At 41.7% G+C, this 24,077-nt stretch carries 28 protein-coding genes and 1 tRNA gene; 17 read left to right on the top strand and 12 right to left on the bottom strand.

The genetic code is table 11. The annotated features are described in order from the left end of the window. Nucleotides 1-9 precede the first annotated feature (9 nt). The 5 genes from WN948_RS12435 to WN948_RS12455 are packed head-to-tail and all read left to right on the top strand — an operon-like array spanning nt 10 to nt 2,749. Nucleotides 10-1,023: a bifunctional N(6)-L-threonylcarbamoyladenine synthase/serine/threonine protein kinase gene (locus WN948_RS12435; RefSeq protein WP_342304516.1), complete on the top strand. Its 1,014-nt coding sequence runs from the start codon at nt 10-12 to the stop codon at nt 1,021-1,023. Continuing rightward, the gene (locus tag WN948_RS12440) at nt 990-1,598 is read left to right on the top strand and encodes a Kae1-associated kinase Bud32 (protein WP_342304517.1); all 609 of its coding nucleotides are present in this window, start codon (nt 990-992) and stop codon (nt 1,596-1,598) included. The genes WN948_RS12435 and WN948_RS12440 overlap by 34 nt, the downstream gene beginning before the upstream one ends. Next, nucleotides 1,591-2,136 carry an XTP/dITP diphosphatase gene (locus WN948_RS12445; protein ID WP_342304518.1) on the top strand — a complete coding sequence of 182 codons (546 nt, stop codon included), beginning with the start codon at nt 1,591-1,593 and terminating at the stop codon, nt 2,134-2,136. The genes WN948_RS12440 and WN948_RS12445 overlap by 8 nt, the downstream gene beginning before the upstream one ends. Nucleotides 2,137-2,156: 20 nt before the next feature. Further along, nucleotides 2,157-2,444: a hypothetical protein gene (locus tag WN948_RS12450; RefSeq protein ID WP_342304519.1), complete on the top strand. Its 288-nt coding sequence runs from the start codon at nt 2,157-2,159 to the stop codon at nt 2,442-2,444. Continuing rightward, nucleotides 2,426-2,749, top strand: a complete 324-nt coding sequence (locus WN948_RS12455) for a hypothetical protein (protein ID WP_342304520.1) — start codon at nt 2,426-2,428, stop codon at nt 2,747-2,749. Before WN948_RS12450 ends, WN948_RS12455 begins: the two co-directional genes overlap by 19 nt. An 8-nt stretch (nt 2,750-2,757) precedes the next feature. On the opposite strand, the gene WN948_RS12460 is transcribed toward WN948_RS12455, so the two are convergent. The 3 genes from WN948_RS12460 to WN948_RS12470 all read right to left on the bottom strand — a co-directional run bounded on the left by WN948_RS12460 (nt 2,758) and on the right by WN948_RS12470 (nt 5,173). Then, entirely contained in the window at nt 2,758-3,633 is an 876-nt protein-coding gene (locus WN948_RS12460; RefSeq protein WP_342304521.1) for an archaellin/type IV pilin N-terminal domain-containing protein, read from the bottom strand. Nucleotides 3,634-3,863: 230 nt separating this feature from the next. Next, a complete protein-coding gene (locus WN948_RS12465) occupies nt 3,864-4,511 on the bottom strand; it encodes a cyclase family protein (RefSeq protein WP_342304522.1) in 648 nt (215 codons plus the stop codon). A gap of 23 nt (nt 4,512-4,534) precedes the next feature. Further along, on the bottom strand, nt 4,535-5,173 hold the full coding sequence (locus tag WN948_RS12470; RefSeq protein WP_342304523.1) for a histidinol phosphate phosphatase domain-containing protein: 639 nt from the start codon (nt 5,171-5,173) through the stop codon (nt 4,535-4,537). A gap of 158 nt (nt 5,174-5,331) precedes the next feature. Here WN948_RS12470 and WN948_RS12475 point away from each other — a divergent pair, with 158 nt between their 5' ends. Then, nucleotides 5,332-5,622, top strand: a complete 291-nt coding sequence (locus WN948_RS12475; RefSeq protein ID WP_342304524.1) for a DUF211 domain-containing protein — start codon at nt 5,332-5,334, stop codon at nt 5,620-5,622. 464 nt (nt 5,623-6,086) lie between these two features. Here the strand turns inward: WN948_RS12475 and WN948_RS12480 are convergent, their stop codons facing one another. The 7 genes from WN948_RS12480 to WN948_RS12510 form a co-directional block, all read right to left on the bottom strand. Beyond that, nucleotides 6,087-7,094 carry a hypothetical protein gene (locus tag WN948_RS12480; protein WP_342304525.1) on the bottom strand — a complete coding sequence of 336 codons (1,008 nt, stop codon included), beginning with the start codon at nt 7,092-7,094 and terminating at the stop codon, nt 6,087-6,089. Between the two features lie 170 nt (nt 7,095-7,264). After that, nucleotides 7,265-7,702 (bottom strand): transposase, encoded by a 438-nt coding sequence (locus WN948_RS12485; RefSeq protein ID WP_342306473.1) that lies wholly within the window; start codon nt 7,700-7,702, stop codon nt 7,265-7,267. Beyond that, on the bottom strand, nt 7,699-8,067 hold the full coding sequence (locus tag WN948_RS12490; RefSeq protein WP_342304526.1) for a transposase: 369 nt from the start codon (nt 8,065-8,067) through the stop codon (nt 7,699-7,701). The genes WN948_RS12485 and WN948_RS12490 overlap by 4 nt, the downstream gene beginning before the upstream one ends. Nucleotides 8,068-8,448: 381 nt before the next feature. Further along, nucleotides 8,449-9,222, bottom strand: a complete 774-nt coding sequence (locus WN948_RS12495) for a 23S rRNA (uridine(2552)-2'-O)-methyltransferase (RefSeq protein WP_342304527.1) — start codon at nt 9,220-9,222, stop codon at nt 8,449-8,451. Nucleotides 9,223-9,247: 25 nt separating this feature from the next. Then, nucleotides 9,248-9,814: a hypothetical protein gene (locus tag WN948_RS12500; protein WP_342304528.1), complete on the bottom strand. Its 567-nt coding sequence runs from the start codon at nt 9,812-9,814 to the stop codon at nt 9,248-9,250. Between the two features lie 14 nt (nt 9,815-9,828). Further along, nucleotides 9,829-10,854 (bottom strand): Vms1/Ankzf1 family peptidyl-tRNA hydrolase, encoded by a 1,026-nt coding sequence (locus WN948_RS12505; protein WP_342304529.1) that lies wholly within the window; start codon nt 10,852-10,854, stop codon nt 9,829-9,831. A gap of 122 nt (nt 10,855-10,976) precedes the next feature. Further along, entirely contained in the window at nt 10,977-11,810 is an 834-nt protein-coding gene (locus tag WN948_RS12510; protein ID WP_342304530.1) for a formylglycine-generating enzyme family protein, read from the bottom strand. A 123-nt stretch (nt 11,811-11,933) separates the two neighbouring features. Here WN948_RS12510 and WN948_RS12515 point away from each other — a divergent pair, with 123 nt between their 5' ends. Further along, the gene (locus WN948_RS12515; RefSeq protein ID WP_342304531.1) at nt 11,934-13,196 is read left to right on the top strand and encodes an ABC transporter substrate-binding protein; all 1,263 of its coding nucleotides are present in this window, start codon (nt 11,934-11,936) and stop codon (nt 13,194-13,196) included. A gap of 80 nt (nt 13,197-13,276) precedes the next feature. On the opposite strand, the gene WN948_RS12520 is transcribed toward WN948_RS12515, so the two are convergent. Both WN948_RS12520 and WN948_RS12525 read right to left on the bottom strand, forming a co-directional pair. Beyond that, entirely contained in the window at nt 13,277-14,317 is a 1,041-nt protein-coding gene (locus tag WN948_RS12520) for an endo alpha-1,4 polygalactosaminidase (protein ID WP_342304532.1), read from the bottom strand. Nucleotides 14,318-14,364: 47 nt separating this feature from the next. Continuing rightward, complete coding sequence (locus WN948_RS12525; protein ID WP_342304533.1) at nt 14,365-14,904, bottom strand: GNAT family N-acetyltransferase; 540 nt, start codon at nt 14,902-14,904, stop codon at nt 14,365-14,367. Between the two features lie 142 nt (nt 14,905-15,046). On the opposite strand from WN948_RS12525, the gene WN948_RS12530 reads away from it, so the two are divergent. The 10 genes from WN948_RS12530 (at nt 15,047) to WN948_RS12575 (ending at nt 24,048) form a co-directional block, all read left to right on the top strand. Continuing rightward, entirely contained in the window at nt 15,047-15,991 is a 945-nt protein-coding gene (locus WN948_RS12530) for an IS5 family transposase (protein ID WP_342304534.1), read from the top strand. A 222-nt stretch (nt 15,992-16,213) separates the two neighbouring features. Beyond that, on the top strand, nt 16,214-17,458 hold the full coding sequence (coaBC, locus tag WN948_RS12535; protein ID WP_342306474.1) for a bifunctional phosphopantothenoylcysteine decarboxylase/phosphopantothenate--cysteine ligase CoaBC: 1,245 nt from the start codon (nt 16,214-16,216) through the stop codon (nt 17,456-17,458). Further along, nucleotides 17,459-18,343, top strand: coding sequence for a pantoate kinase (locus WN948_RS12540; protein ID WP_342304535.1), 885 nt, complete (start codon nt 17,459-17,461; stop codon nt 18,341-18,343). 74 nt (nt 18,344-18,417) lie between these two features. After that, on the top strand, nt 18,418-19,359 hold the full coding sequence (locus WN948_RS12545; RefSeq protein ID WP_342304536.1) for a prohibitin family protein: 942 nt from the start codon (nt 18,418-18,420) through the stop codon (nt 19,357-19,359). Nucleotides 19,360-19,382: 23 nt separating this feature from the next. Beyond that, complete coding sequence (locus tag WN948_RS12550) at nt 19,383-20,153, top strand: 4-phosphopantoate--beta-alanine ligase (protein ID WP_342304537.1); 771 nt, start codon at nt 19,383-19,385, stop codon at nt 20,151-20,153. Then, a complete protein-coding gene (locus tag WN948_RS12555; RefSeq protein WP_342304538.1) occupies nt 20,144-20,785 on the top strand; it encodes an HD domain-containing protein in 642 nt (213 codons plus the stop codon). The genes WN948_RS12550 and WN948_RS12555 overlap by 10 nt, the downstream gene beginning before the upstream one ends. Then, complete coding sequence (locus WN948_RS12560) at nt 20,785-22,083, top strand: amidohydrolase family protein (protein ID WP_342304539.1); 1,299 nt, start codon at nt 20,785-20,787, stop codon at nt 22,081-22,083. The genes WN948_RS12555 and WN948_RS12560 overlap by 1 nt, the downstream gene beginning before the upstream one ends. Before the next feature lie 39 nt (nt 22,084-22,122). Continuing rightward, nucleotides 22,123-23,358, top strand: coding sequence for an adenosylhomocysteinase (locus WN948_RS12565; protein ID WP_342304540.1), 1,236 nt, complete (start codon nt 22,123-22,125; stop codon nt 23,356-23,358). Between the two features lie 323 nt (nt 23,359-23,681). After that, nucleotides 23,682-23,758: transfer RNA gene (locus WN948_RS12570), tRNA-Lys, on the top strand. A 53-nt stretch (nt 23,759-23,811) separates the two neighbouring features. Beyond that, on the top strand, nt 23,812-24,048 hold the full coding sequence (locus tag WN948_RS12575; RefSeq protein WP_342304541.1) for a DNA-directed RNA polymerase subunit H: 237 nt from the start codon (nt 23,812-23,814) through the stop codon (nt 24,046-24,048). Nucleotides 24,049-24,077 lie beyond the last annotated feature (29 nt).

Here is a 24,077-nt window from a genome sequence, read left to right on the forward strand (position 1 = left end):
GAAATCAAGTTGAAAGGAACAGTGCTTGGTATCGAGGGTACCGCGTGGAACCTCAGTGCTGCAATAGTTAATGAGAAAGATGTCATTGCAGAAGTGTCTGACATGTACCGGCCCCCCACTGGAGGAATACATCCCAGGGAGGCTGCTCAGCATCATGCAAAGTATGCTTCTTATGTGGTAAAGGGAGTTCTGGAGGAAGCAAAGAAAAAAGGTGGGGATGCTTCACAAATAGATGCTATCTCTTTTTCCCAGGGACCTGGACTTGGCGCATGTCTGCGCACCGTGGCAACTGCCGCCAGGATGCTTGCAATAAGTCTTGATGTACCGCTTGTGGGTGTAAATCACTGTCTTGCCCATGTGGAAGTCGGTCGGTGGAAAACTCCTGCAACAGATCCTGTCACCCTTTATGTTAGTGGTGCCAACTCACAGGTACTGGCTTACAGGATGGGAAGATACAGGGTCTTTGGAGAAACACTGGACATCGGTCTGGGAAATGCCTTTGACAAGTTCGCAAGAAGTGCCGGCCTTGGACATCCCGGAGGACCACAGATAGAACAGTTTGCAAAGGATGCTTCAAAATATATTCCGCTCCCGTATGTTGTAAAGGGAATGGATCTCTCTTTTTCAGGACTGTCCACGGCTGCAACAGATGCCCTTAAAGCTAATTCCATGGAAGATGTATGTTACTCTTTTCAGGAAACTGCCTTTGCAATGGTTGTTGAAGTCACGGAAAGAGCCCTTGCACACACCGAAAAGAATGAAGTCCTTCTGGCAGGTGGAGTCGGAGCCAATATGAGACTGCGGGAAATGCTGGATGTAATGTGCACAGAAAGAGGAGCTTCTTTCTATGTACCGGAAAAAAGGTTCATGGGAGATAATGGTGCTATGATAGCATATCTTGGACTTTTGATGTATGATTCAGGGAATGTCATTGACATTGAGAATTCACATGTGAATCCTAATTTCCGGCCTGATAGTGTGGATGTCACATGGCTTCCGAAAGACATTGCAGGCAGGAGATAAACATGTATCTAACAAGTGGTGCCGAAGCAACCGTAAAACTGGAAGATGGAGTGCTCATCAAAGAGAGAGTACCAAAAAGATACCGTCTGAAAGAGCTTGATGAAAAGATAAGAAGAGAGAGAACAAAAGCCGAAGCCAGATTGTTATCCGAAGCCAGAAGAGCTGGAGTGCCAACACCCATCATCTATGACATCGATAATTCCACCATAAAAATGCAGTACCTCGATGGAACTGCAATGAAACATGTGATCGATGAGAATCTCAGTGAGCAAACAGGAATCCTTGTGGCTGAACTACATATGGCAGGCATTATCCACGGAGACCTCACAACATCCAACCTGATATGTTTCAGCGACAGGATATATATGATAGATTTCGGACTCTCATTTAATGACAGTAGCATCGAGGCACGTGGTGTTGATGTACATGTCCTGTTCCAGACATTTGAGAGCACACACCATAACCATGAGAAACTTATTGATGCATTCTGCAGAGGTTACAGGAAGGATTTCAGACAGGCAGATGAAGTTCTTGAAAGAGTAAAAGAGATTGAAAAAAGAGGAAGATATGCGTAAAATAATATTTGTCACGGGTAATAAGGGTAAGTTCAGGGAAGTAAAGGACATACTTGCAGCAAGGGGATTTGAAGTCATACAGAATACAGATGGCTATCCTGAGCTTCAGGAAGATGATCTGGAGCCTATTGCTGCATACGGTGCAAAATGGGCAGCAGATAAATTAGGAATACCTGTTATGGTTGATGATTCCGGACTCTTCATCAATGTACTCAACGGTTTCCCTGGACCTTACTCCGCATTTGTTGAAAAGAACCTTGGAAACCAGAGAGTCCTTAAGATAATGGAAGATGAAACTGAAAGGGCAGCAATGTTCAAGTCAGTCATAGGATATTGTGAACCTGATGGTGAACCGCTCACGTTTACCGGAATAGTGGAAGGAAATATCGCTTTTGAAGAGCTTGGAACCGGCGGGTTCGGATATGACCCTATATTCGATTACAATGGAAAGACCTTTGGAGAACTTGGGGATGAGTTCAAGAATACTGTTTCACATCGCAGAAAAGCACTTGATAAGTTCTTAGAATGGCTTGAATGAAATTGAAGGGGACATAAAAAGTGGTGGGGGTTAAAATAACTACTTTTTTCAGGGATACACGTGGTGTTGACACAATTCCTCTTAAAATGGTGTTTTATCTTGCAGTGACATGTGCTGTCATATTCCTTGTAGCTTTTTCATGGAATAGCCTGTCTCCAATCTATTCAGGGGCAAAGGACAGCAAGCAGATCAATGACGCTGCACTTTTGAGCTCTTGTCTATACAAAACGGATATGCAAGGACCCTTCAGGAACATAATAGCCCACAGGGATCCACGTGCACTATCAAATTGTCAATGCCTGATGTAGATTATCTGGCATTTGGAGTGGACCCGGACCCGGATATGAATCACAATCTTAATGATACTCACTGGATTCAGGAAAACAATACAATTATCTGCCAGTACAAAAACGGTGTCAAGGACAGATATGATATTGATGGTAATGTAATCTATTTCAGAAAAGGAAAGCTGGATAATACCCGAAAGTGGGTTCTTGATGATAGCCAGGATATAAGTGAAAATATGAGAGTTATAATTGAAGGTCCCATATCAGGATACTTCAATTTTGAACTTGTACTTGCAGATAAGAAATATACACTTTCTCATTTTTGAGCTGACCTTCAATATCTCAGCAGTATATACTTGTTATCGAAATAAGCACCTGGTGTTGTAAAGTCGAATACTACAAGGGATCCGGCTTCCGGCCTCACCTGGAAAGATACTTCCGTTCTTGGAGGAAGTCCTTCATAGTCATCATCATCTGCCTGGAAAACTTTTCGGATATCGACTACTACTTTCATGATATCCCCGGTCCTCAATACAGGTTGTGTAGCTTTGAACACGGTTTCGTCACGGGAGCGGATGGAACTTACTGCGAAATATTCAGATGTAGGATTATGCACTTCATCACTGGAATCTGAAGTATCATATCTTACATTGGCAACATGTGACCCATCTGAGAGATAGATAATCAGTTGTGACAGGTCAACATCTTCACTGCCCGGTCCAAGTGATACAGAAATATGTAACTTTACAATCTCACCATATTCAAGTGTATCATTTGCAACTACTGTACCGGTGGTGGTGGTTGAGCCATCATCTATAGTGAAATTATAAGTCGTGTCCTCTGAAAAACGATATTCGAAGTACGAGCCATCGGCAACAGAATCATTTTCTCCATCCACCGATATATCAAAAGCTCCTGAAGAAGAGATCCATTCAACCATTTGGCCTTCATAAACCGTTAAATTGGTATCAGAAACCACACCATCTGTTACCGTAACCGTAGAATATGTGGCACGTTCACCTTCAACACGGTCAATTCTCAGGTTAGAAGCAACCTCACGTGTCGTTTCCTGTCCGGTCTGTGATGCTTTCTGCTGTAACACACCAGAAGTCTTTATTAAAAGAGCTGATGCTACTGCAGCTACAAGTACCATTGATATAAAGATGATAAGAGTACCTATACCTACTTGTGCACGGTCATCCCTGTGCATTGAATGCTTCTGATTTGCTTTCGTGCGATTCCCTCATGAAACGTTTTAGCAATCGTGTAACAGAATTGTATTGCTAGACATACTATATTAATCCTGTTATTTAATACTATTGTATCGTTAATATAAATATTGAGATATTTATATCCAAATACGTAACTATATATCGGAATATAAAAGGTATCGTATTTAAAGTAATCTATGAACACTTTAACATTTTACTATGCAAATAATTATATAAAACATGCCTTGTCCATCAGAATTGCACGTGCTGGCGCGCCATCACACCCAATTAGTTTCAATGGAAGGCAGATGAAAAAATAAATGCCAGCTCTTACTTCACTTAAGTGCAAATACTCAACAATACTCAATCCATTGCGCAAAAAAAGATTATGGTTTGGCAGGGTAAATTCTGAATCAACAGAAAGAGTATCCACACCAACTACGGTAAATCCATTATCCATTATCCAGTTACCTGCAGTTGCCGCAAGCATACGTCCCGAATCGGGAGATTTACAATAATTAGAATGCTTTTCTGTTTTTATCAAAAGAACAGACAAATCCTCTTCATTTATATATTGTACAAAACACTTTTCCAGTTCATCCTCTGTAATGCAGCCATCACCAGAAGATAGGTCAAGCAGAACAGCTTTCCCCATAAATGATCCAGGTGTAAGTTCATCAACACTCTTCCCATTAACAAATATATGAGAAGGAGCATCAACATGAGTTCCGGTATGTGTCCCAATGCTCATTCTGGATACCACAAAACCATCATTTTCTATTGATGAGACTCTTTCAATAAGTGGTTCTGGATCTCCATCGTATACTGGAGTATCTACAGATATACCAGTAGTTATGTCTATTACATTGAACGACATTTTAAAGAAAACAGGAGGATATTTCACTCCAGAAAACGAAGAGAATTATCAAGTACAGCCTGTGCCTGCTTTTCAGTCAAACCTGCGCCCATGGCAACTTTTAAGGCAAACTCTTTTGTAATGAGATTACCGGGACTGTGAGCATCCGTATCAACTACAAGAGTGGCGCCTGCTTCCATACCAATCCTTGCAACATGGCCGTTCGTCCTGTTGTGCCCGTTACGGGCAGTTATCTCAAGACACACGTCATTATCAAGAGCAATTTCAGCTTCTTCAATAGTGATAAAACCAGGATGTGCAAGTATATCGACATCTGCAAGTTCGACTGAAGCAGCATTGGTGCCTGGCATAACAGGTTCATTTATGGTTTCACCATGAACTACCACGATATCAGCGCCCAGTTCTTTTGCCATCCTTGCAAGAGGAGCTATTTTTCGAGGAGGGACATGGGTTATCTCCACACCTACTTTAACCTGAATATCAAGCTCATCTTCAAGGTACTTGGCCTTACTTACATTTTTCAGAACATGTTCAACATTTGTGAAATCTGCGTGGTCAGTAATACCTATAGCTCTGTATCCGTGAACCACAGCCCGCCTCACAAGTTCACTGGGAATGAGCTCACCATCACTGAAAATAGTATGAGTATGCATATCTATCATAAAAATACCTCATTAATTATGAGAATGAATTGTTCTATGTTCTGAAAATAGATAAAGTCATTCATAGAAAGACAAAAATAATATAGTGTTTTACATGCAATGCTTAAAAGTTTAAATATTCATAGAACTATGACTTTCTGATAAGGAAGGATTAAAAATTGACAGGAATTAGAAGATTGGTTCTGGATGTGCTTAAACCCCACCATCCATCAATTGTTGAATTGTCTACGACACTAAGTGTACTTCCAGGAGTACATGGCGTGAACCTCAGTCTTTACGAAGTAGACCAACAAACAGAAACGGTCAAAATTACCGTTGAAGGTGAAAACCTGGATTATGAAGAAGTGAAACAATCCATAGAGAATCTCGGAGCGGTTATCCACAGTATAGATGAGATAGCTGCAGGAAAGAGGCTTGTGGAAGAAGTTGAGACACTACAGGAGAGATAAAAGTATCGTATAGATACTTTTTTGCCTTTTAAAAAGAGTAACTATTCAGCCTGGCACGATTTGCCTATTGGTACTGATTTCATCGAAATAGAGATGTCTGCTCACTAACAATCTAACAATCAAAAAAGCAATCAATAGCAACAATCAAAATAAATGATCCTAATGAAATTTACGTTTCAACTTTTTGTCAAGATTGTTATTGATAGCGTTTTTATCAGGCTGAATAGTTACTAAAAAGGTAACTATTCAGCCTGGCACGATTTGCCTATTGGTACTGATTTCATCGAAATAGAGATGTCTGCTCACTAACAATCTAACAATCAAAAAAGCAATCAATAGCAACAATCAAAATAAATGATTCTAATGAAATTTACGTTTCAACTTTTTGTCAAGATTGTTATTGATAGCGTTTTTATCAGGCTGAATAGTTACCTAAAAAGATTTATTTGTTGAACATTGTTTACTTAAAGACTTTTATAAGCCCGTGCAATATTGTGAATGACCCCTTCATGCTCACTGGGAAAAAGACCGACAGTAAATATCTTCAATGCCTCATGATAGGCATCAACAGCCATTTCAACATTACTTTCTTTATTCTCTATTTCTGACATGGCCAAATATGCACTCCCAAGGTTGTTCTGAACAGTAGCATATTCTATGGGACGGCTTTCGATAGAATAGACCTCAAGAGCATTGCTAAAAGCAATCATGGCACTATTTATATTGCTCTTTTTATCGCTGAATTCTGACATTTCAATGTAGAGATTTCCAAGGTTGTTCTGAACCCCTGCATACTCTAAAGGATAAGTATCTTTCCTGAAAACTCTTAAAGATTCATTATACGCGCTAAGAGCAGTTTGAAAGTTTTCGGTATCCTTTCCTGTGTTGCCAATCTTACGCCAAGAATTGCCAAGCTTGTTGTTTATAGATGCAAAGTACACGGGATCCACAGCTATGGAATAGTAAGTGAGCGCTTCATTGTAATGGATAATGGAATTATTGATGTTTTCTTCGGTATCCTGAAAGACATATAGTTTCAGGTAAGCACCACCCAGACTGTACTGTACCCTGGCAAATTCAGCCGGATACTCATCTTTTGTGATGTATTTTAGGGAAGAATCATAGGCATATATACTGTTCTTCAGGTTACTTGAAGCATTGGCAGTATATACTGAAGCCATTTCTTCATATGTAGCACCACGATAATAATGATTCATCCCACATTCAAGAGGAAACTCATTTGACGAGATCATTCCGAATACGGACTTGTAGATCTGTAATGACTGATCATAATTACCTTCTTTCCGCAATGTTGATGCATTCCCCCAGGAAGAATCGACATCATGCAATATACTTTGTTTTTGCATATAGTCCCCTAAGAGAAGATAGCCTGCTACAAGAACCACAATAATGGTCAAAATCACAGGGATATATTTTGAATGGTTATTTGGTTCAGGGACTTCAGCATTCATGTAACCAGATTCTTGGAGTGTTTACAGAACCTGTTTGCAAAAGAATAAGGTTCTGGTTAAGAAAGTACTACAAGTATATGTGCCAACCTTGTATAAAATATATTATATAAAGAAGATATATAATTAAAGTTTGGTCATAAATTATATATGAGCCTATTTCAAAACGTCCCTTATACCTTTTCCCAGCATAACATAAAACATGCAATTTCTATTAGCCCCTTGAAAACCACGTTAAGTCTTTCATATCTACTTGCTATTTTTCTGAAAGCCATCTTCAACCATGCAAAGAATCGTTCTATTGTTCCTCTTTTATGGTATGACTCATACTCGAACCTTGTGGGCCTTCCTTTTTTTCTATTTTTCCGAATCCTGATATTGATAGGAATGTTACTTTTGATCGCTCTTGATCTCAAGTATTTTCTGATTACAACATTATCATAAGCAGAATCCGCAAGCACTTCTGATGGTCTCGTACTTGGTCTTCCATCCGTCTTGACCCTGATACTTTCCATGATCTCGATGAAATGCTGACTATCATGCTCTTTTCCAGAAGCGATCTGTATTGTCAAAGGAAAGCCTTCGCAACTTACACAAACATGGATCTTTATGCCGTTCCTTTTTTTGTGGCCGTTGTATACGGAATCTTCTCCCCTTTTTTAGTTTCAATGAAACTGCTATCAACACATACGACATCCATGGTGAACTTACCTTTTTGGTAAGCTGAATCCCAAAGGGATTCCATTATCACAGTCCACATTCCTTCCTCTGACCACCTTTTTAGTCTTCTCCAGGCAGTTGCCTGGGAACCATAACTAACTGGCATATCTCCCCATCTGCAACCGGTTATCAGAACAAAGAGAATACCATTGATGACCTTACGGTCATCAGCTCTCTTTCTTCCGGTTATTGGTTGCGGAGGTAAGTGTGGCCTAATAAACGTCCATTGCTCATCAGAGAGTTCTCTGAATTCCATTCATATCCCCATAATAAACTTCAGAGACATAGTATTTATAGTTTTGAGATAGGTCCTATCAATTAAAGATCTCTTTGTAGAGAAGCAGAGTATACCAATTATGCATGTTGTCCATAATAATGAATTACATGTGAGCTATTCTTATGCCAACAGCTTTTGAAATGAATCACTTTCAAAGTGGTTCATTTAATGCACTTTTCTAATTTGAATATGTTTTACAAAGAGCACTGAATTATCTGCATTCACTTTATTCCCATATATAGCCAAGAACATGGAGCATGTGTTGGTATTTTTTGACTTGTCCGAATAATACTATTTTTGACCGAAAAATCATGTTGTTGACCGAAAATTACCCTATTTTTCGGATAAAGCGTATAAATCTCATTCTAAATTCCCAATTACTTCTGCAAAAGCAAAGTTCGGTTTTACATCCTGAATCTTTATCCTTACACGATCTCCAAGCTCAACCCCTTTGACAAAAACTACAAAATTGTCTATTAGAACCGCACCATCGCCACTTGAGCCAAGTTCTTTGATCTCAACTTCGAACTCATTACCACGTCTGACAGGTGATGTAAGGAACTTTTTCCCAATTACGTAAATCTCAGCACTCTGGGATCGTGAAGCTTTGGGAGAATAAGAGCGTGTGTAAGTGAAATTATCCTTTACCTCTTCAAGGAACTCCTTGAACATGTCACCCTGGAATACCTTGACAACAAAATTCCCCCCAGGTTTGAGAATCTTCTTTGCGCATCCAAGAGCAGACCGGGTGAGATCAATGGACCTCGCATGGTCGTAACTCCAGTTACCACTAAGATTTGGCGCAGCATCACATATCACAACATCTGCTCCTGCCTGTCCGACAAGTCCCAGAATCTTTTCAATTGTCCGGTCGGCAGTAATATCACCCACAATGGTCTCAACATCTTCAATTGGAACGATTTTTCTCAGGTCAACACCAACCACCCGCCCACCTGATAGTTCCTTTGCGACTTCAAGCCAGCCGCCGGGAGCTGCGCCCAAGTCCACAATAGTATCATCTTCTTTTATGATATTGTGTTTTCCATTGATCTGGAAAAGCTTGTAAGATGCCCTCGAACGATAACCTTCGTCCTTAGCTTTCCAGTAATATTTGTCGCGTCTGTCTCTTGCCATATGAATACCTGATACTACCTAAAAGTCAAATACCTTGTGCCGACTTCAGAGCTTCGATCCTGTTACTGAGTTCCTGAATCTCAGCCTCAATGCCTGACATATCACCCGGAAGCCAGAAACTGTAATCATAAAACTGGTTCAGTATGTCACTATATCTATGTTCAAGGTTTTCCAAATCATGCAGATGAAATTTACCCTTGTTGACAGAATCGATCTTATCGTCCAGATTTTTAATCCTTTTATGCAGATTTTTACTGAATCTGCTGGCCACCCTACTAAAGTCAACTTCCCTCTTTTCCATCTCAAGTATATCAATGACCTCGCTCAAATCGAAAGGGACTTCAGGAAAGGCGTTTGGTCCTGATATATAGTAGGAAAGGTCATTTTCATCCAGACCAGCAACTTCTTCCCAGGATACAACAGCGATAAGATGTTCTTTTTCAGCCTCTTCGCAAATGTTTTTTATCGAAGGCAAAGTCAATGGAACGCTGCCTCTAAGTAAATATAATTCCTTTGTAACTGAATAAATGTCCCCTATAGACAGGGCACCAAGAGCATCGATTATTCCACAGAGTTCTTCTTTACTTACCATATCAACCGACCTCATCATAACCTGTATCTACGATATATCAATATCTGCTTTAGGATATCTGAAACGTTATTCTTTTCTATACGAATATCAGAAGAAGAGAATACTTGTTCAATATTAAGAGGAACATCCATCGTTATTTCTCTTGCAAGTTGTGAGTCACCTGCTAAAATGAGATAGTCGATACTGTCTCCGAATTCTTCAAGCAGGCCTTTTAGAGATTCTTTTACTTTGTCAATGTGATGCGCAATATCCTCATCCCTTAGGCGCTCAAACCTTCTCTGACTGAAACCTCCTTTTGCATGCTTAGCCTTGACGCTGCTCTTTATCACCTGAAATGAATCAAACTCTATCAAGTCAAGAGATAAACCTACAAATGACTCACCTGCATGCGCTACCAGAACACACATACTTGCATCCTCATTTAGAGATTCCACGAAAGGAGTTGTGTCAAAATAATTTCCGGTATTCCAGTAAGACCTCTTTAGAGGCAAAGGAGGGATAATGAGTTCATTTACCATGTGGTCAGGAGAATAGAACAGTACAAATCCTGTTGATGAGGATATCTTCTCGATCAACACAAGAGATTCATTGTCAATCCTTTCAATCAGGTTTTCATGGTCCTTTATGTTATTCAGTTGTTCCCCGGCAGCAACATAGACCGTTAGTAGTGATTCTGTAGAGTAATTTACAGATGAAATGGACGATATAAACTCTTCAGTTCGTTGCTTGCTAAACTGGTCAACATGGGTAAAAGAGAATTCACCTGGTGCGTCAGTCCTTTGTTTCTCAAGTTCGTGTTCCAGAGTAAGAAGCTTTACCTCTATAGATTTCAGGCTCTCTTCAGCTTCCTGTTTTGCGGCAATGGCTTTCTTTTCGGATGCCGCACTTTTTTCATGCCGTATGCTGGCAGTCTTCACGTCCAGCTCAAGCTCGAGTATGTGCGACTGAAGCCTGTAGATCTCAGTTTCCAGCTCTTCTTTACCTGAATATTTCTTGAAGATATAATTAATATTATTAAGGACCCTGTCTTTTTCGACCATCTACCTGCAATAAAAACGTCCTGTATAAAAAATCTGTCTATATGAAATGAGACAATCAAAGCATAAATAGAACCAGAAAACATGACTCAAAATAAACAAAATATAAAAAAGAAAAAAGAAGATCAGGCATCCATAGTAATACGGAAGCCTATTGACGAGTCCCCATCACGAGGATCCTGTTTCTTTCTGTATGCCGTGTAGAGTGCATTTTCCTTACTTGAGAAACTACCGCCTCTGGCAATCCTCATGGAACTTGCTCCTTTTTCAACTGCACTGCCATCTTCGCCTGCACCTGAATAACCATCAACCCAGCTATCCTGCACATATTCCCAAACATTGCCGTGCACATCATAAAGTCCCCATGGATTTGGGATTTTTTCGCCTACGTTATGAGTTCTTTCATAAGAGTTCTCCTGGTACCATGCATAGTCCCCCAGGAAAGGACCATCATCTTCATCTATTTCTCCAAAGGAGTAAAGTGTTGTTGACCCTGCCCTTGCAGCATATTCCCATTCAGCTTCTGTTGGAAGCCTGTATTTTGTGCTATCTTCCATCTCGTTGAGATTGTCAATGAATTCCTGAACATCATTCCATGAAACACTTTCAACAGGCTGGACTTCACCTTTAAAACTTGAAGGGTTGCTACCCATCACTTCTTCCCACTGCTCTTGTGTTACTTCATATGTACCAATGTAGAACGGATCATTCAGTCTTACTTCATGAATCGGCTGGGAATAAGCATATTTCGATGTACCCATATCAAAGCTTCCGGCTTCTATAAGCTGGAGTTCCATACCTATTGAATTGGTGAACTCATCACCAAGGTCACCTGTGTTTGCAGATGAACTGCTGCCTTTATCATCGCTACCATTATCATCAGAAGTACATCCTGTGATAGATATTACAAGCAGGAGCACTGCTAGAATTGTTATTAATCGTTTCGTACCTATCTGCATAATAAGTCCTCTCTTAGAGATTTTTCAGACACTATGATATTAATAGATATCTATTTACCACTCGGCAATACAGTAGAAATATATAAATGTAGAGACGGATATTGATGGACTTGTGATTATTCGATGAAAAAAATAACAGGCATTTTAATTATGATTTTACTCATAGCAACCATGGGTATCGGTTGCGTTGAATCGACTGGGGAGGCTACCAGTGAGTCAGAGGACATAACCATAGGAGCACTTTTACCAATTACAGGAAATCTTGCCTCTATCGGAGAAGCAAGCCAGGCAGCACTTGAAGTATCAACCGAAGACATTAACGGCTATTTCTCAGGACTTGGCTCCGGAAAGAATGTAGAAGTTATTGCAAGGGATACAGAAAGCAATCCTGCAACGGCTCTGGAACAACTCAAGGAACTTGATGAAATGGGAATAAAAATGGTTATCGGCCCGCAGGCAAGTAATGAGGCAGAAGCTGTTTTGAATTATGCAAACGAGAATGGTATTATCCTTCTGAGTACTGCATCAACTGCCCCGTCTTTAGCAATCCCTGACGATAATCTGTTCAGGTTTGTACCTGACGATACCAATCAGGGAATGATACTGGCCACATTCATGAATGATGAAGGGACCAGTGCTATAATTCCGATGTACAGAAATGACGTATGGGGCAACGGACTGGTTGATGAGATTGAAAAGAGTTTTGAGAATCTCAACGGCACAGTGCTTGAAGAAATTGCATATGAACCAGAAAACACAGACCTTTCAGCAGAAGTAGAGGCACTCAATGAAAGAGTAGTAGCTGCCACTGCTGAAAATGATGATGGTTCCGTAGCTGTGCTTCTTTGTTCCTTCGAAGAAGTAACAGAGATATTTAACCTGGCCCGTGAATATCCTGCCCTGTCAGATATCGACTGGTATGGCACTGACGGAATGGCACTGAACAAGGAACTCATAAGCGATAAGGATGCAGCTGCCTTTGCAGCAGAAATAGACCTCAAAGCATCAATATACGGATATGTGGTAGCAAATGACAGATACCAGCAAGTCGGACCCAGAATCGAAGAAAAGCTGGGAAGGATTCCCGAGTCCTATGCACTAACCGCATATGACGCTCTCTGGATAGCTACCTTTGCTGACCTGGATGCCATTCCGGACAACGATCAGAGTATGAAAATGGCAATGAAGACCCTCACAGACACATACTGGGGAATCAGTGGATGGACAATACTTAATGAGAACGGAGACAGGAAATACTGGAACTATGACATCTGGACAGTTACTGATAAAGATGAAAGCTACCAGTGGGAGATTTACGGCAAAATCCTTCTGCCGGTAGAGAATAACATGATGATAGTGCGTGGCGAGAACCTGACGTTTGTCTGATAAATGGTGGTTTACTCAAACCACCGTTCATATTTTTATTATTTCTTTTTTGCAGGCCTAATACCATTATCCTGCCACAGCTACTCAAAATACTCGAAAGCATCTATAATGTCAAGATAGACGCCATCGAATCCCGCATCCAGTATCATATCAAGATACGCATCATCATCCCCATAGATAAAGGCCTGCCATTCTTCATCCCAGTATTGCACCTTGTAGTTACCTTCCCAGTCAGGGTTCTCTGTTTCAAGCCACTCAGGCGACCCTATACGCCACAAATCATCCCAGTAGTAGCGATAGCTTTCAGACTCACCGATGCTCATGTAGGCAATTACAATACGTGAAGCACCGTTGGCTTTGGTTTTCAGAGAAGAAACATCGTCTGCACTCAGAGGAATATCATAATAGAATAGATCGATGAGAATTATATCGTAGTCTGTTTCCTGCAATGCTTCCAGAAACTCTTCCTTGCTGCCTAATTCCTCAGGATTGATGATGTATAGAAAATTCTTCGCATCATCAAGCGATATAATATCACCTGCATTAACATTGAACGGCTCTGCCGGATATTCAGGAATAGAGTCAAGTTCCCTGCGCTCAGCAGCAAAGGAAATGAACTGTCTTTCACTATTCTCACGATAGGAAGCATCGACATATGATTTAGTCCAACAGTAATCAGTTACCAGCACCTCTACGCCATTGTCCATGGCAATGTCAAGCAATGATGCCATGTATTCAGTGTCTTCCTCTTCTGTTGCCACGTTGTCGTCATCATAACCAAAAAAGAAGTCTTCTCTGCCAACTCCATCTATGGCGGCAACATAGTCCTGTGCAACCGGTTCGTCAGGATTGCCGCCTGAGGTTAGAAGCTCCTGACCGTTCTGCGGAATTATTATGAAATCCGGGTTCTTCTGTTTTGAGTATGTGCTGATGCCAATAACAAAATTACGCATTTGCTGGCGGTAGTCCATCTTCGAAGCAGACTTTTCATTGTTACGTGGAGCATCAGGTTCGGTGATTTCTGAAAGGTCTTCATCCTCAATACTCTCCGGGGTATCAGTTCCGTTATCCAGACAGCCGGATGTCAGGATTACGATTGATATTAAAATAATACTTGCCAATAATTTCAGATTCATAAATAGATAGTATAGAAGAAATATGATAAAGGTTAGCCTTTTGCCATTTCATAATCAGGATTAAACCACGCCATGGGAATATCAGCCTCAAATACTCCGTCTGCCCTTCTAATCTTTTTTTCCATCCTGCCTTCCTCGACAAAACCAAGTGATTTGTAAAGGCTTCGTGCGGCATGGTTGCTCTCCTTTGCTATAACCTCGACCCTGAGAACCTCAGGATGATCTGACCTTACCTTCGCGAGCAGAGTGGTAAAGAGCATCCTGCCAATTCCTTTCCGCTGGAAAGACGGATGCACAACAAGAGTAAGGTGCTCAAAAACATGCGAGAACACACAGAAAGAGGGCTTGTAGCTGTGGACCTCACCGATTATCCGGTCACTGTCAACATCATCGATTACGAGGATGATGCCATCTGCTAAGCTGTTTGTGAGGAACTTGCCTATGTATTCCTCTGTAACCTCGTGGGGTTCACGGATAATTCCGCCTGAACGTGAGGCAACCTCACGGTAGAGGACGAAAAGTTTGTGTTTGTCTGCTAGAGTTGCGGGGCGGGGATGTAATTGAGAAGTCAATGTAAAGTCACCTTTTTTTCAATCTGTAAACCTAATATTATCCTAGTATATTATAGTAATATAATAGAGGATTTCGATAAACTACCATCAATACCCATACAATTTAATAAAATTTAAATAATAGCAAAGCAAATTTACTATTATGGATTCTTTTACTGATTTTACCTTAAATGAAGAATATAAGCGTCTCCAATCTGTCGGAGATAAGCTTGCTGAAATTGAATATTTAGTAGATTGGAAGCCTTTTCGCCCTATTCTGGAGTCAATGTACATAAACAGAACAGCTTCAGGCGGACGGCCTGAAGCTGATGTTATTGTAATGTTCAAGATGCTTGTTCTGCAACAATGGCATGGTCTTTCTGATGCTGAGCTTGAAAAGCAGTGTATTGACAGGATATCCTTTAGGAAATTCCTGGGATTTCCTGAATATGTACCAGACAGTACAACTGTCTGGTCATTCAGGAAGAGAATTATCGACAATGGTAAAGAAAAAGCGGTGTGGGATGAAATGCAGAATCAGCTTGATGCTCTTGGTTTGAAGATTAAAAAAGGAATGATCCAGGATGCAACTTTTATTCACTCAGATCCAGGACATGCAAAAGCAGATGTACTCAGAGGAAAAGATGCGAAAACAAGAAGAAGCAAAGATGGAACCTGGACTAAGAAAAATGGTAAATCTCACTTTGGATACAAACTTCATACAATTATTGATAAGGATTATGAACTAATCAGAAGATTTGAGACAACAACTGCATCACTTCACGATTCACAGGTTGATCTGTCTGAAAAGGGTGAAGTGGTGTATAGAGATAAAGGATATTTTGGAGCAATAGCAAAAGGTTTTGCAGCAACAATGCAACGAGCTGTAAGAGGACATCCTTTAGGAATAATGGATATCCTCAGAAATGAAAGAATAAGTGTGAAAAGAGTCCCTTGCGAAAGAGTGTATGCAGTGACAAAAGAAATATTTAAAACCAGAAAGGTTCTTGTTACAACTGTAGAAAGAGTGAATGCAAAAATGTTGATGACAGCTTTTTGTTTTAATCTGCATCAATTGAGGACACTAAAAACCAAAGGAGTAATTTAGGATAGCGGGAGCTATACTAAAAATAAGGATTAATGAAGAGAAATTAAACAAAATGATAAAAAATGAGAGGATATAATTGAGTTTGAATACTTTAATGATCTAAAATGAGGGAATATCGAAATCCTCAATAAATTGTTTAAAATGCACTAAAACCTTCGAACTATTTTATCCACCTTACTTAAATACTAAAAATCCAGTTATTTAATCAAAAAAGGAATGAATATGCCCCAGATTCCAAACGAACACCCAACGCTCTGGATAAAGTCCACAAAATCAGAATCATTAAAAGGCAAAACCATCGTGCTTGCAGTCACAGGCAGCATCGCTGCTGTACGGACTGTGGAACTTGCCCGGGAATTCATACGCAGAGGTGCTGACGTCCATGCAGTTATGAGCGAAGCTGCCGGGTGGATAATCAATCCTATGGCCCTGCATTACGCTACCGGGAATGAGGTCATCACCGCAATCAGCGGAAAAGTGGAGCATGTAGAGTTCTTTGGAAACTTGGGCAGGGCAGACCTGTTGCTTGTGGCACCCGCAACGGCCAATACTATCGGGAAAATAGCATCAGGGATAGACGATACACCTGTAACAACATTCGCAACCACAGCCATCGGGGCAGGTAAACCTGTAATGATAGTGCCTGCGATGCATGAGGATATGTACAATCATCCGGCTGTTGTGGAGAATATCAAGAAGATAATCGGTTGGGGAATCAGCTTCATCGGACCCAAGGTTGAGGAAGGCATTGCCAAAATTGCCGGGAACGATGAGATTGTGCTTGAGGTTGAACGTGCCATCGGAAAAAGGATACTCTGCGGAAAGAAGATACTCATCACAAGCGGATCTACAGCAGAACCAATCGACCCCATACGCATCCTTACCAACAGAGCATCCGGAAAAACCGGGGTTGAGCTGGCGCTGGAAGCTTACCGCAGGGGTGCTGATGTTACCATCGTCCACAGGAACAAACTTGGAATCTGTGGTATCAACGAGATACATGCTGAAACTGCAGCGCAGATGACAGATACTGTACTTAATGAACTTAAGGTGGGTTACGATGTGCTCATAAGTTCTGCGGCCATTGCAGATTATACTACAGATGCCAGCGGGCAGAAGATCAAATCCACGGAAGGACTCGAGCTTTCATTCAAACATACGCGCAAGCTCATAAAAGAAGCAAAACAGGCATACCCGCAAGTAAAGGTAATCGGGTTCAAGGCAGAAGCTGGCGTGGATACGGAAGAACTGCTCAGCAGAGCAAAGCAAACACTTGAACATTCCAGGCTGGACATGATAGTTGCCAACGAGGTCAGCAAAGGAGGCATCGGGACAGACAACAACAATGTTACTATAATATACTCTGACAAAAGAGAGAATCTCAACGTAGAAGGCTCCAAAAATCTTATTGCAAATGTCCTTATGAACGAAATAGCAGGACTCCTAGCACCAGAGGACGAAGAATAGATGCCAGGCAAATATATCTTGACTGCCAGAGCTTTTGCACCGGCTCATATTACCGGCTTTTTTCAGATACATGACCATGATGAGCCTATGAAAAAAGGATCCACAGGATGCGGAGTGGTGCTTGACAAAGGAGTTTACACTACAGTTACAATTGGTGAAGATATCACGGATACGGTGGTTAGCCTCAACGGAAATAAAGTCGCAGGGAACACCAGTAAAGCTGTTGTTGAAGCGATGACAGAGCTTCCGGTAAAGGTTGAAAGTGTATCAGACATACCCATTGGATGCGGGTTTGGAGCATCCGGTGCCGGAGCCCTTGGAACTGCCTATGCACTGAACCATGCCCTTTCGCTTGAACTTACCGCAATCCAGCTCAATGACATTGCACATGTGGCGGAGGTTAGTAATGGTAGTGGACTTGGGGACGTTACGGGACAGGCATTTGGAGGTATCCCTGTCAGAAAAACACCCGGTGCGCCTTCCATAGCCACTGTTGACCTGATACCATCAAGTGAAGCGGAGGTATATTGTGTAGTCCTGGGAGAACTGTCCACGAAGTCAGTACTGAATAACCCGGAGATGGTAAGAGATATTAATACCGCCGGGAAGGAAGCCTTGAGAAAACTTATGCAAAAACCGTCAGTGGAAAATTTCATGCTTTGCTCTAATGAGTTCACAATACAGAGCAGACTTGTCAGTGAAAAGGTAATGGATGCCATCGAAGCTGCCCGGTCTATCGGAGTTACAGCATCTCAGGCAATGCTTGGAAATGCTGTATTTTCAATACCTCAGCCATCACTTTGTAAAGAGCTTGAAGAGACTTTTTCGGACTTTGGGACCGTACTCAGATTCAAGGTCAGAACTGGTAGTATCAAAATCACCTGAGTGAAAACATATTTATGAATTCCATTTATATATGCATAACATTAAACGTTTTTAATTATTTGAGAGGTTAAAACATGGTTGTTGAAGGAGAATGGGAACCAGAACCAAAAAGGACACCTGAGTTTCCAATAAAAGATATACCACCTATAGTGGGCAAGATATTCAGTTCGATCGCAATAGTATTCATAATACTGATTATATTTTCAGTATTGTTCGGTTCCATTTTTGTTTCAGTAGGTGCCGGAGAAGTGGGTGTGAAATTCAATCAGTTTGGTGGAGTGGAAGAAGACGAACTTGGCGAAGGGTTGCATATAGTACCGCCATGGATAAGCGTTACCAAATACTCAGTCAGAAGTGAAACATACACCATGAGTGGAACGACAGGTGAAGGTCAGGTAGTAGGAGATGACCAGATCAAAGCCCTTACTTTGGAAGGACTTACTTTGGGGCTGGACATCACGGTTAGGTACAGATTAATGTCTGATGAGGTCGATACCGTACACCAGAATTTGGGAATGAACTATGCGGAAAAAATAGTACGTCCCACAATAAAGTCATCCATACGTGAAGTCGTCTCCACCAAAACTGCTTTGCAGGTATATGGTGAGGAAAGACAACTGGTAGCTGGAGAAATGCTGACCAATATCGGCACCGCTTTGGGAAACGATGGCATCATTGTAGAAGAGGTACTTGTAAGGAACGTTGTGTTACCAACAAGAGTTGCTGAAGCCATCGAAGCAAAACTTCAGGCTGATCAGGATGCCCAGAGGATGATATTCGTAAAGGAAAAAGAGCAGCTGGAAGCAGAAAGGAAGATAATCGAAGCCAACGGTATTGCAAACGCAACCATCGCAAAGGCATACGGTGAAGCTGAAGCACTTGGAATTATCAATGAAGAACTGGCAAAGAATCCTAACCTCATAAACTACAAGTACATAGAAATGTTGCAGGGACAGGAAATACAGACAATGCTCGTTCCCACAGACCAGGGAATAATACTGGATGCCAGCAAATAAATGCAAAGGAGAAAACGGACTGAATGACAGAAATTCCTAAGGACCACCCCCGATATGACTCTCTTATCACAAGGGAAAAGATAGTTGAAGGAGTAAACATGGGCATTACCAGCAAGCAAGGGCTGGTAGCCCAGGGGCGTGGTGAAGCCTTTGACTATATAATAGGAGAAAAGACAATCGAATCCGCAGCTGTTGCTGAAAGAGCGGCGGTTGCACACATACTCCTTGCAGAGAACCCAATAATATCTGTGAACGGTAACACTGCAGCCCTTGTACCTGACCTGATGGCGTCACTTGCTGATGCCACAGGTGCAAGACTGGAAGTTAACCTCTTCCACAGGAGTGATGCCAGAATGCACAAGATCACTGAGCATCTCAAAGCACACGGTGCAGGTGTTGTTCTTGGCGGCAAAGGTGACAAGAGACTTGACCTTTCACACGACAGAGCCATTGTTGATGAGGATGGTATTTTCAGTGCAGATGTTGTACTGGTTCCACTTGAAGATGGAGACCGTTGCCAGAAGCTTGTGGAAATGGGAAAGACCGTTATTACGATAGACCTTAACCCCCTTTCCAGAACATCACTTACATCTACGGTCACAATTGTTGACAACGTCACCAGAGCACTCAACAATATGGTCCAGTTTACAGAGGACATGAAAAGCGGAAGTAAGAACTCACTTCAAGCTGTTATTGATACCTATGATAATGACAGGGTCATATCAGATGCCCTTTATTCCATGCAGGAGCACCTGAAAAACAAAGCTGAAGAAAAGGGAATTACATGGATATAATAGAGACAACACGCAATTTTGTTTCAGAGGTGCTTGCAGATGAGCCAAGTACCCATGACATGTCACATATTGAACGTGTTGAAAACACCTGTGTAAAAATACACGAAAAAGAAGGTGGAAATATTCAGACCCTTCGCCTTGCAGCCCTTCTTCATGATGTAGGAATCATAAGAGAGCACAAAGAAGGTGGAAATCACGCAGAATACAGTGCGGAAATTGCACGCGAGTTCCTGAAGGATAAAGGAGCAGAAGGAGAACTTATAGACCATGTGACATCATGCATACTCACCCACCGTTTCAGCCGTGGAATGAAGGCGCAGACCATCGAGGCTAAGATTCTCCAGGATGCTGACAGAATAGATGCACTGGGAGCCGTTGGCATCTTTCGCTCCCTGGTATCAATGGGAGCATTAAGAGCACTGAAACAGACCATAGGGACTGTGAAGGAAACTTCCATGAACGCTTATACGGAAGACCCCTTCGATGGTTTTTATGATTACATGGAAAGGAAACCTTTCAAAATACCAGAAAGACTGAATACAAAAACCGCAAAAATAATCGCAGAGCAGAGACTTGCAATTATGCGGGTGTACCTGGAAGAACTAAAGAAAGAAACATCAGGAGACATATAATGGCTGACATTATAATAAAGAATGCTTATATTTTCACAATGGACACCTCCGTAGGAGATATAGAGAACGGAGTAGTGGTCATTGAAAATGGAATAATAAAAGAGATAGGACCCTCTACACAAAGCAGTGCCGAAAAGATTATCGATGCAAAAGGTTCAGTCCTCATGCCAGGACTCATTAATACGCATTGTCACGCAGGGATGACCATTTTCAGAGGATATGCTGATGACATGCAGCTACAGGACTGGCTTGAGAACCATATATGGCCTGCTGAAGCACAACTTACAGACGAGGACATCTATTCAGGCACAAGACTGGCATGCCTGGAAATGATTCGCTCAGGAACTACCGCTTTTGCAGACATGTACATCCATGAGAACAGGGTTGCTCAGGCTGTTGATGAAGCCGGTATCCGCGCTGCACTGTCCTACGGTATGATTGATTTTGGTGACAAGAAAAAGGCAGATAAGGAATTAAAAGAAGGCATGGAGTTCGTCAAAGCATGGAATGGAAAAGCCGAGGGCAGAATTGACACCATGTACGGACCTCACGCACCCAATACATGTTCCAGGGACTTCCTGATAAGAGTAAAAGAGCAGGCTGTCAAGGATAACGTAAAGATACATATCCATGTCCTTGAAACCGAAGCAGAGCTCAATTATATGAAAGAGAACTTTGGCATGTGCTCCATACACTTCCTCAAGGATATTGATTTCTGGGGACCGGATGTAATTGCCGCTCATGGAGTATGGCTTTCAGATGGTGATATTAAAATACTTGCAGAATATGGAGTCAATATATCCCACAACCCGGTCAGCAATATGAAACTGGCATCCGGAATTTGCCCGGTTTCCAAACTACTGAAGGAAGGAGCTAATGTATGCCTTGGAACTGACGGATGTGCATCCAATAACAATCTTGACATGTTCGAGGAAATGAGAACAGCAGCTCTTTTACAAAAGGTCAGTACAATGGATCCCACAGTACTTCCTGCACGCACCGTGCTGGAGATGGCAACCATCAACGGGGCAAAGGCACTTGGCATAAACAGTGGAATGCTGAAGGAAGGGTACAATGCCGACATGATCATAGTTGATATGAATAAGGCACACCTGACACCTGTCTATGACATTGCATCACACCTTGTGTACGCTGCCAGCGGAAAAGATGTGAAGACGACTATCGTGAATGGTAAGATCCTTATGGAAGACGGAAAGGTCATTTCAATGAATGAGCAGGAAGTAATAGATATTGCAATTCAGAAGTCAGAAGACCTTATATCAAAGATTGGTAATTAATACATATTTATTTTATATTTATGAAATTGGAGAATTTAAATGAGTGATAATGAAATGATAGACTCCGGCAATATGAAAATTGACTGGGTTCTCAACCACATGCCTGTTCTTAATATAATCAGGGAACAATTCGAAAAAGAAAAGCCACTTGCAGGTCACAAAGTTGGTATGGCTTTACATGTTGAAGCTAAGACAGCCGCACTGGTTGAAACCCTGGCTATCGGAGGAGCTGAAGTAGCTATCGCGGGTTGTAACCCGTTAAGCACACAGGATGATGTTTCCCTTGCACTTCATGAGAAGAATAACATCCAGTGCTTTGCAAAGTATGACTGCTGCACCGAAGAATACTATGAAGCTATTGACAATGTCCTTGACTTCAAGCCTGACATCACCATTGATGACGGTGCTGACCTCATTTTCAAGCTTCACACAGAACGCACTGACCTTTTGCCAATGATACTTGGTGGCTGTGAAGAAACAACAACAGGTATCCACAGGCTCAAATCGATGGAACGTGATGGTGCACTGAAGATGCCGGTAATTGCAGTGAACGATGCAATGACAAAGTATCTTTTCGACAACCGCTATGGTACCGGCCAGTCAGCATGGGATGGAATTATGAGGACAACGAACCTCCTTGTGGCAGGTAAGAATGTGGTCATTGGTGGCTATGGGTGGTGTGGCAAGGGTGCTGCAATGCGCGCAAGCGGTCTTGGTGCAAACGTAATCGTCACAGAGATAGACCCAATAAGGGCACTTGAAGCACGTATGGACGGAAATCAGGTCATGCCAATGAGAGAGGCTGCAAAGATAGGCGACATATTCCTCACAACCACAGGTAACAAGGACATACTGAAAAGGGAAGACTTTGAAGTTATCAAAGACGGTGCCATACTTGCAAATGCAGGCCACTTCAACGTAGAGATCAATCTGGAAGACCTAAAGACTATGGCAAGCTCTGTAAAGACTGTAAGAAATAACATTAAGGAATACACCCTCAAAGACAGGTGTGTCTATGTGCTTGCAGACGGAAGGCTTGTAAACCTTGCAGCAGGTGACGGACATCCAGCAGAGGTCATGGATATGAGCTTTGCAAACCAGGCACTTTGTGTAAGACATATCGCAGAGAACAAACTGACAAATGGAGTACATCCAGTACCTCTTGAACTGGATATAGGAGTTGCGGAAATGAAACTCATGTCCATGGGCATCAGCATTGATAAACTGTCAGATGAACAGACAGCATACATGGATGGCTGGGAATCCGGGACATAACCCCGCCATTTTTTTAAAATAAACTGTTAATTGGTGCTAAACCGAAGATACCTTCTGTTTTTAAGGAGATGCAAAATAGCCACGGGAACATAACTGAGACTACTTTGTAAAGTGGGAGAATAATCACATATAAACGTTCTGCTTTTGATTTAAATTAAAAGTACATTAATAAAAAACATATAAGTAACAGTAGGCCATTATAGGCAATTGTAGCTCAAACACAGGAGAGAGCACAAAACTATATATACAATAAGTGCTTCTATCACCCGCTACACCGAAGTCGATGAACGTGAAGCAGCCTCAGCAAATCCACCCAACATATTGGGCTCGTAGCTCAGTCAGGCAGAGCGTCTGGCTTTTAACCAGACGGCCTAGGGTTCAAATCCCTACGAGCCCGCCATCAATTTTGCACATGAGTGTTCACGTTCACATTTTTGAGGGAGGAGTAATATATTGAGAAAATTTAGCCTGCTTGACCACCAGTCAATCCCGAAACATGAGATTATGTCGGAAGATGAACTTAAATCTGTTTTAAAACACTATGCTATAGAGAAGGAGCAGCTGCCAAAAATAAAGGTTGTTGATCCGGTCATACAGGAAGTAGGGGCGCAGGTTGGAGAGGTAGTTAAAATCACCCGCAACAGCCAGACTGCTGGCGAAGCATTCTACTACAGACTTGTTATCGCTTGAAGAAGCGAATCTTACATTAATCATTTGAC

The sequence above is a fragment of the Methanolobus sp. ZRKC5 genome (assembly GCF_038446525.1).
Taxonomy (GTDB): domain Archaea; phylum Halobacteriota; class Methanosarcinia; order Methanosarcinales; family Methanosarcinaceae; genus Methanolobus.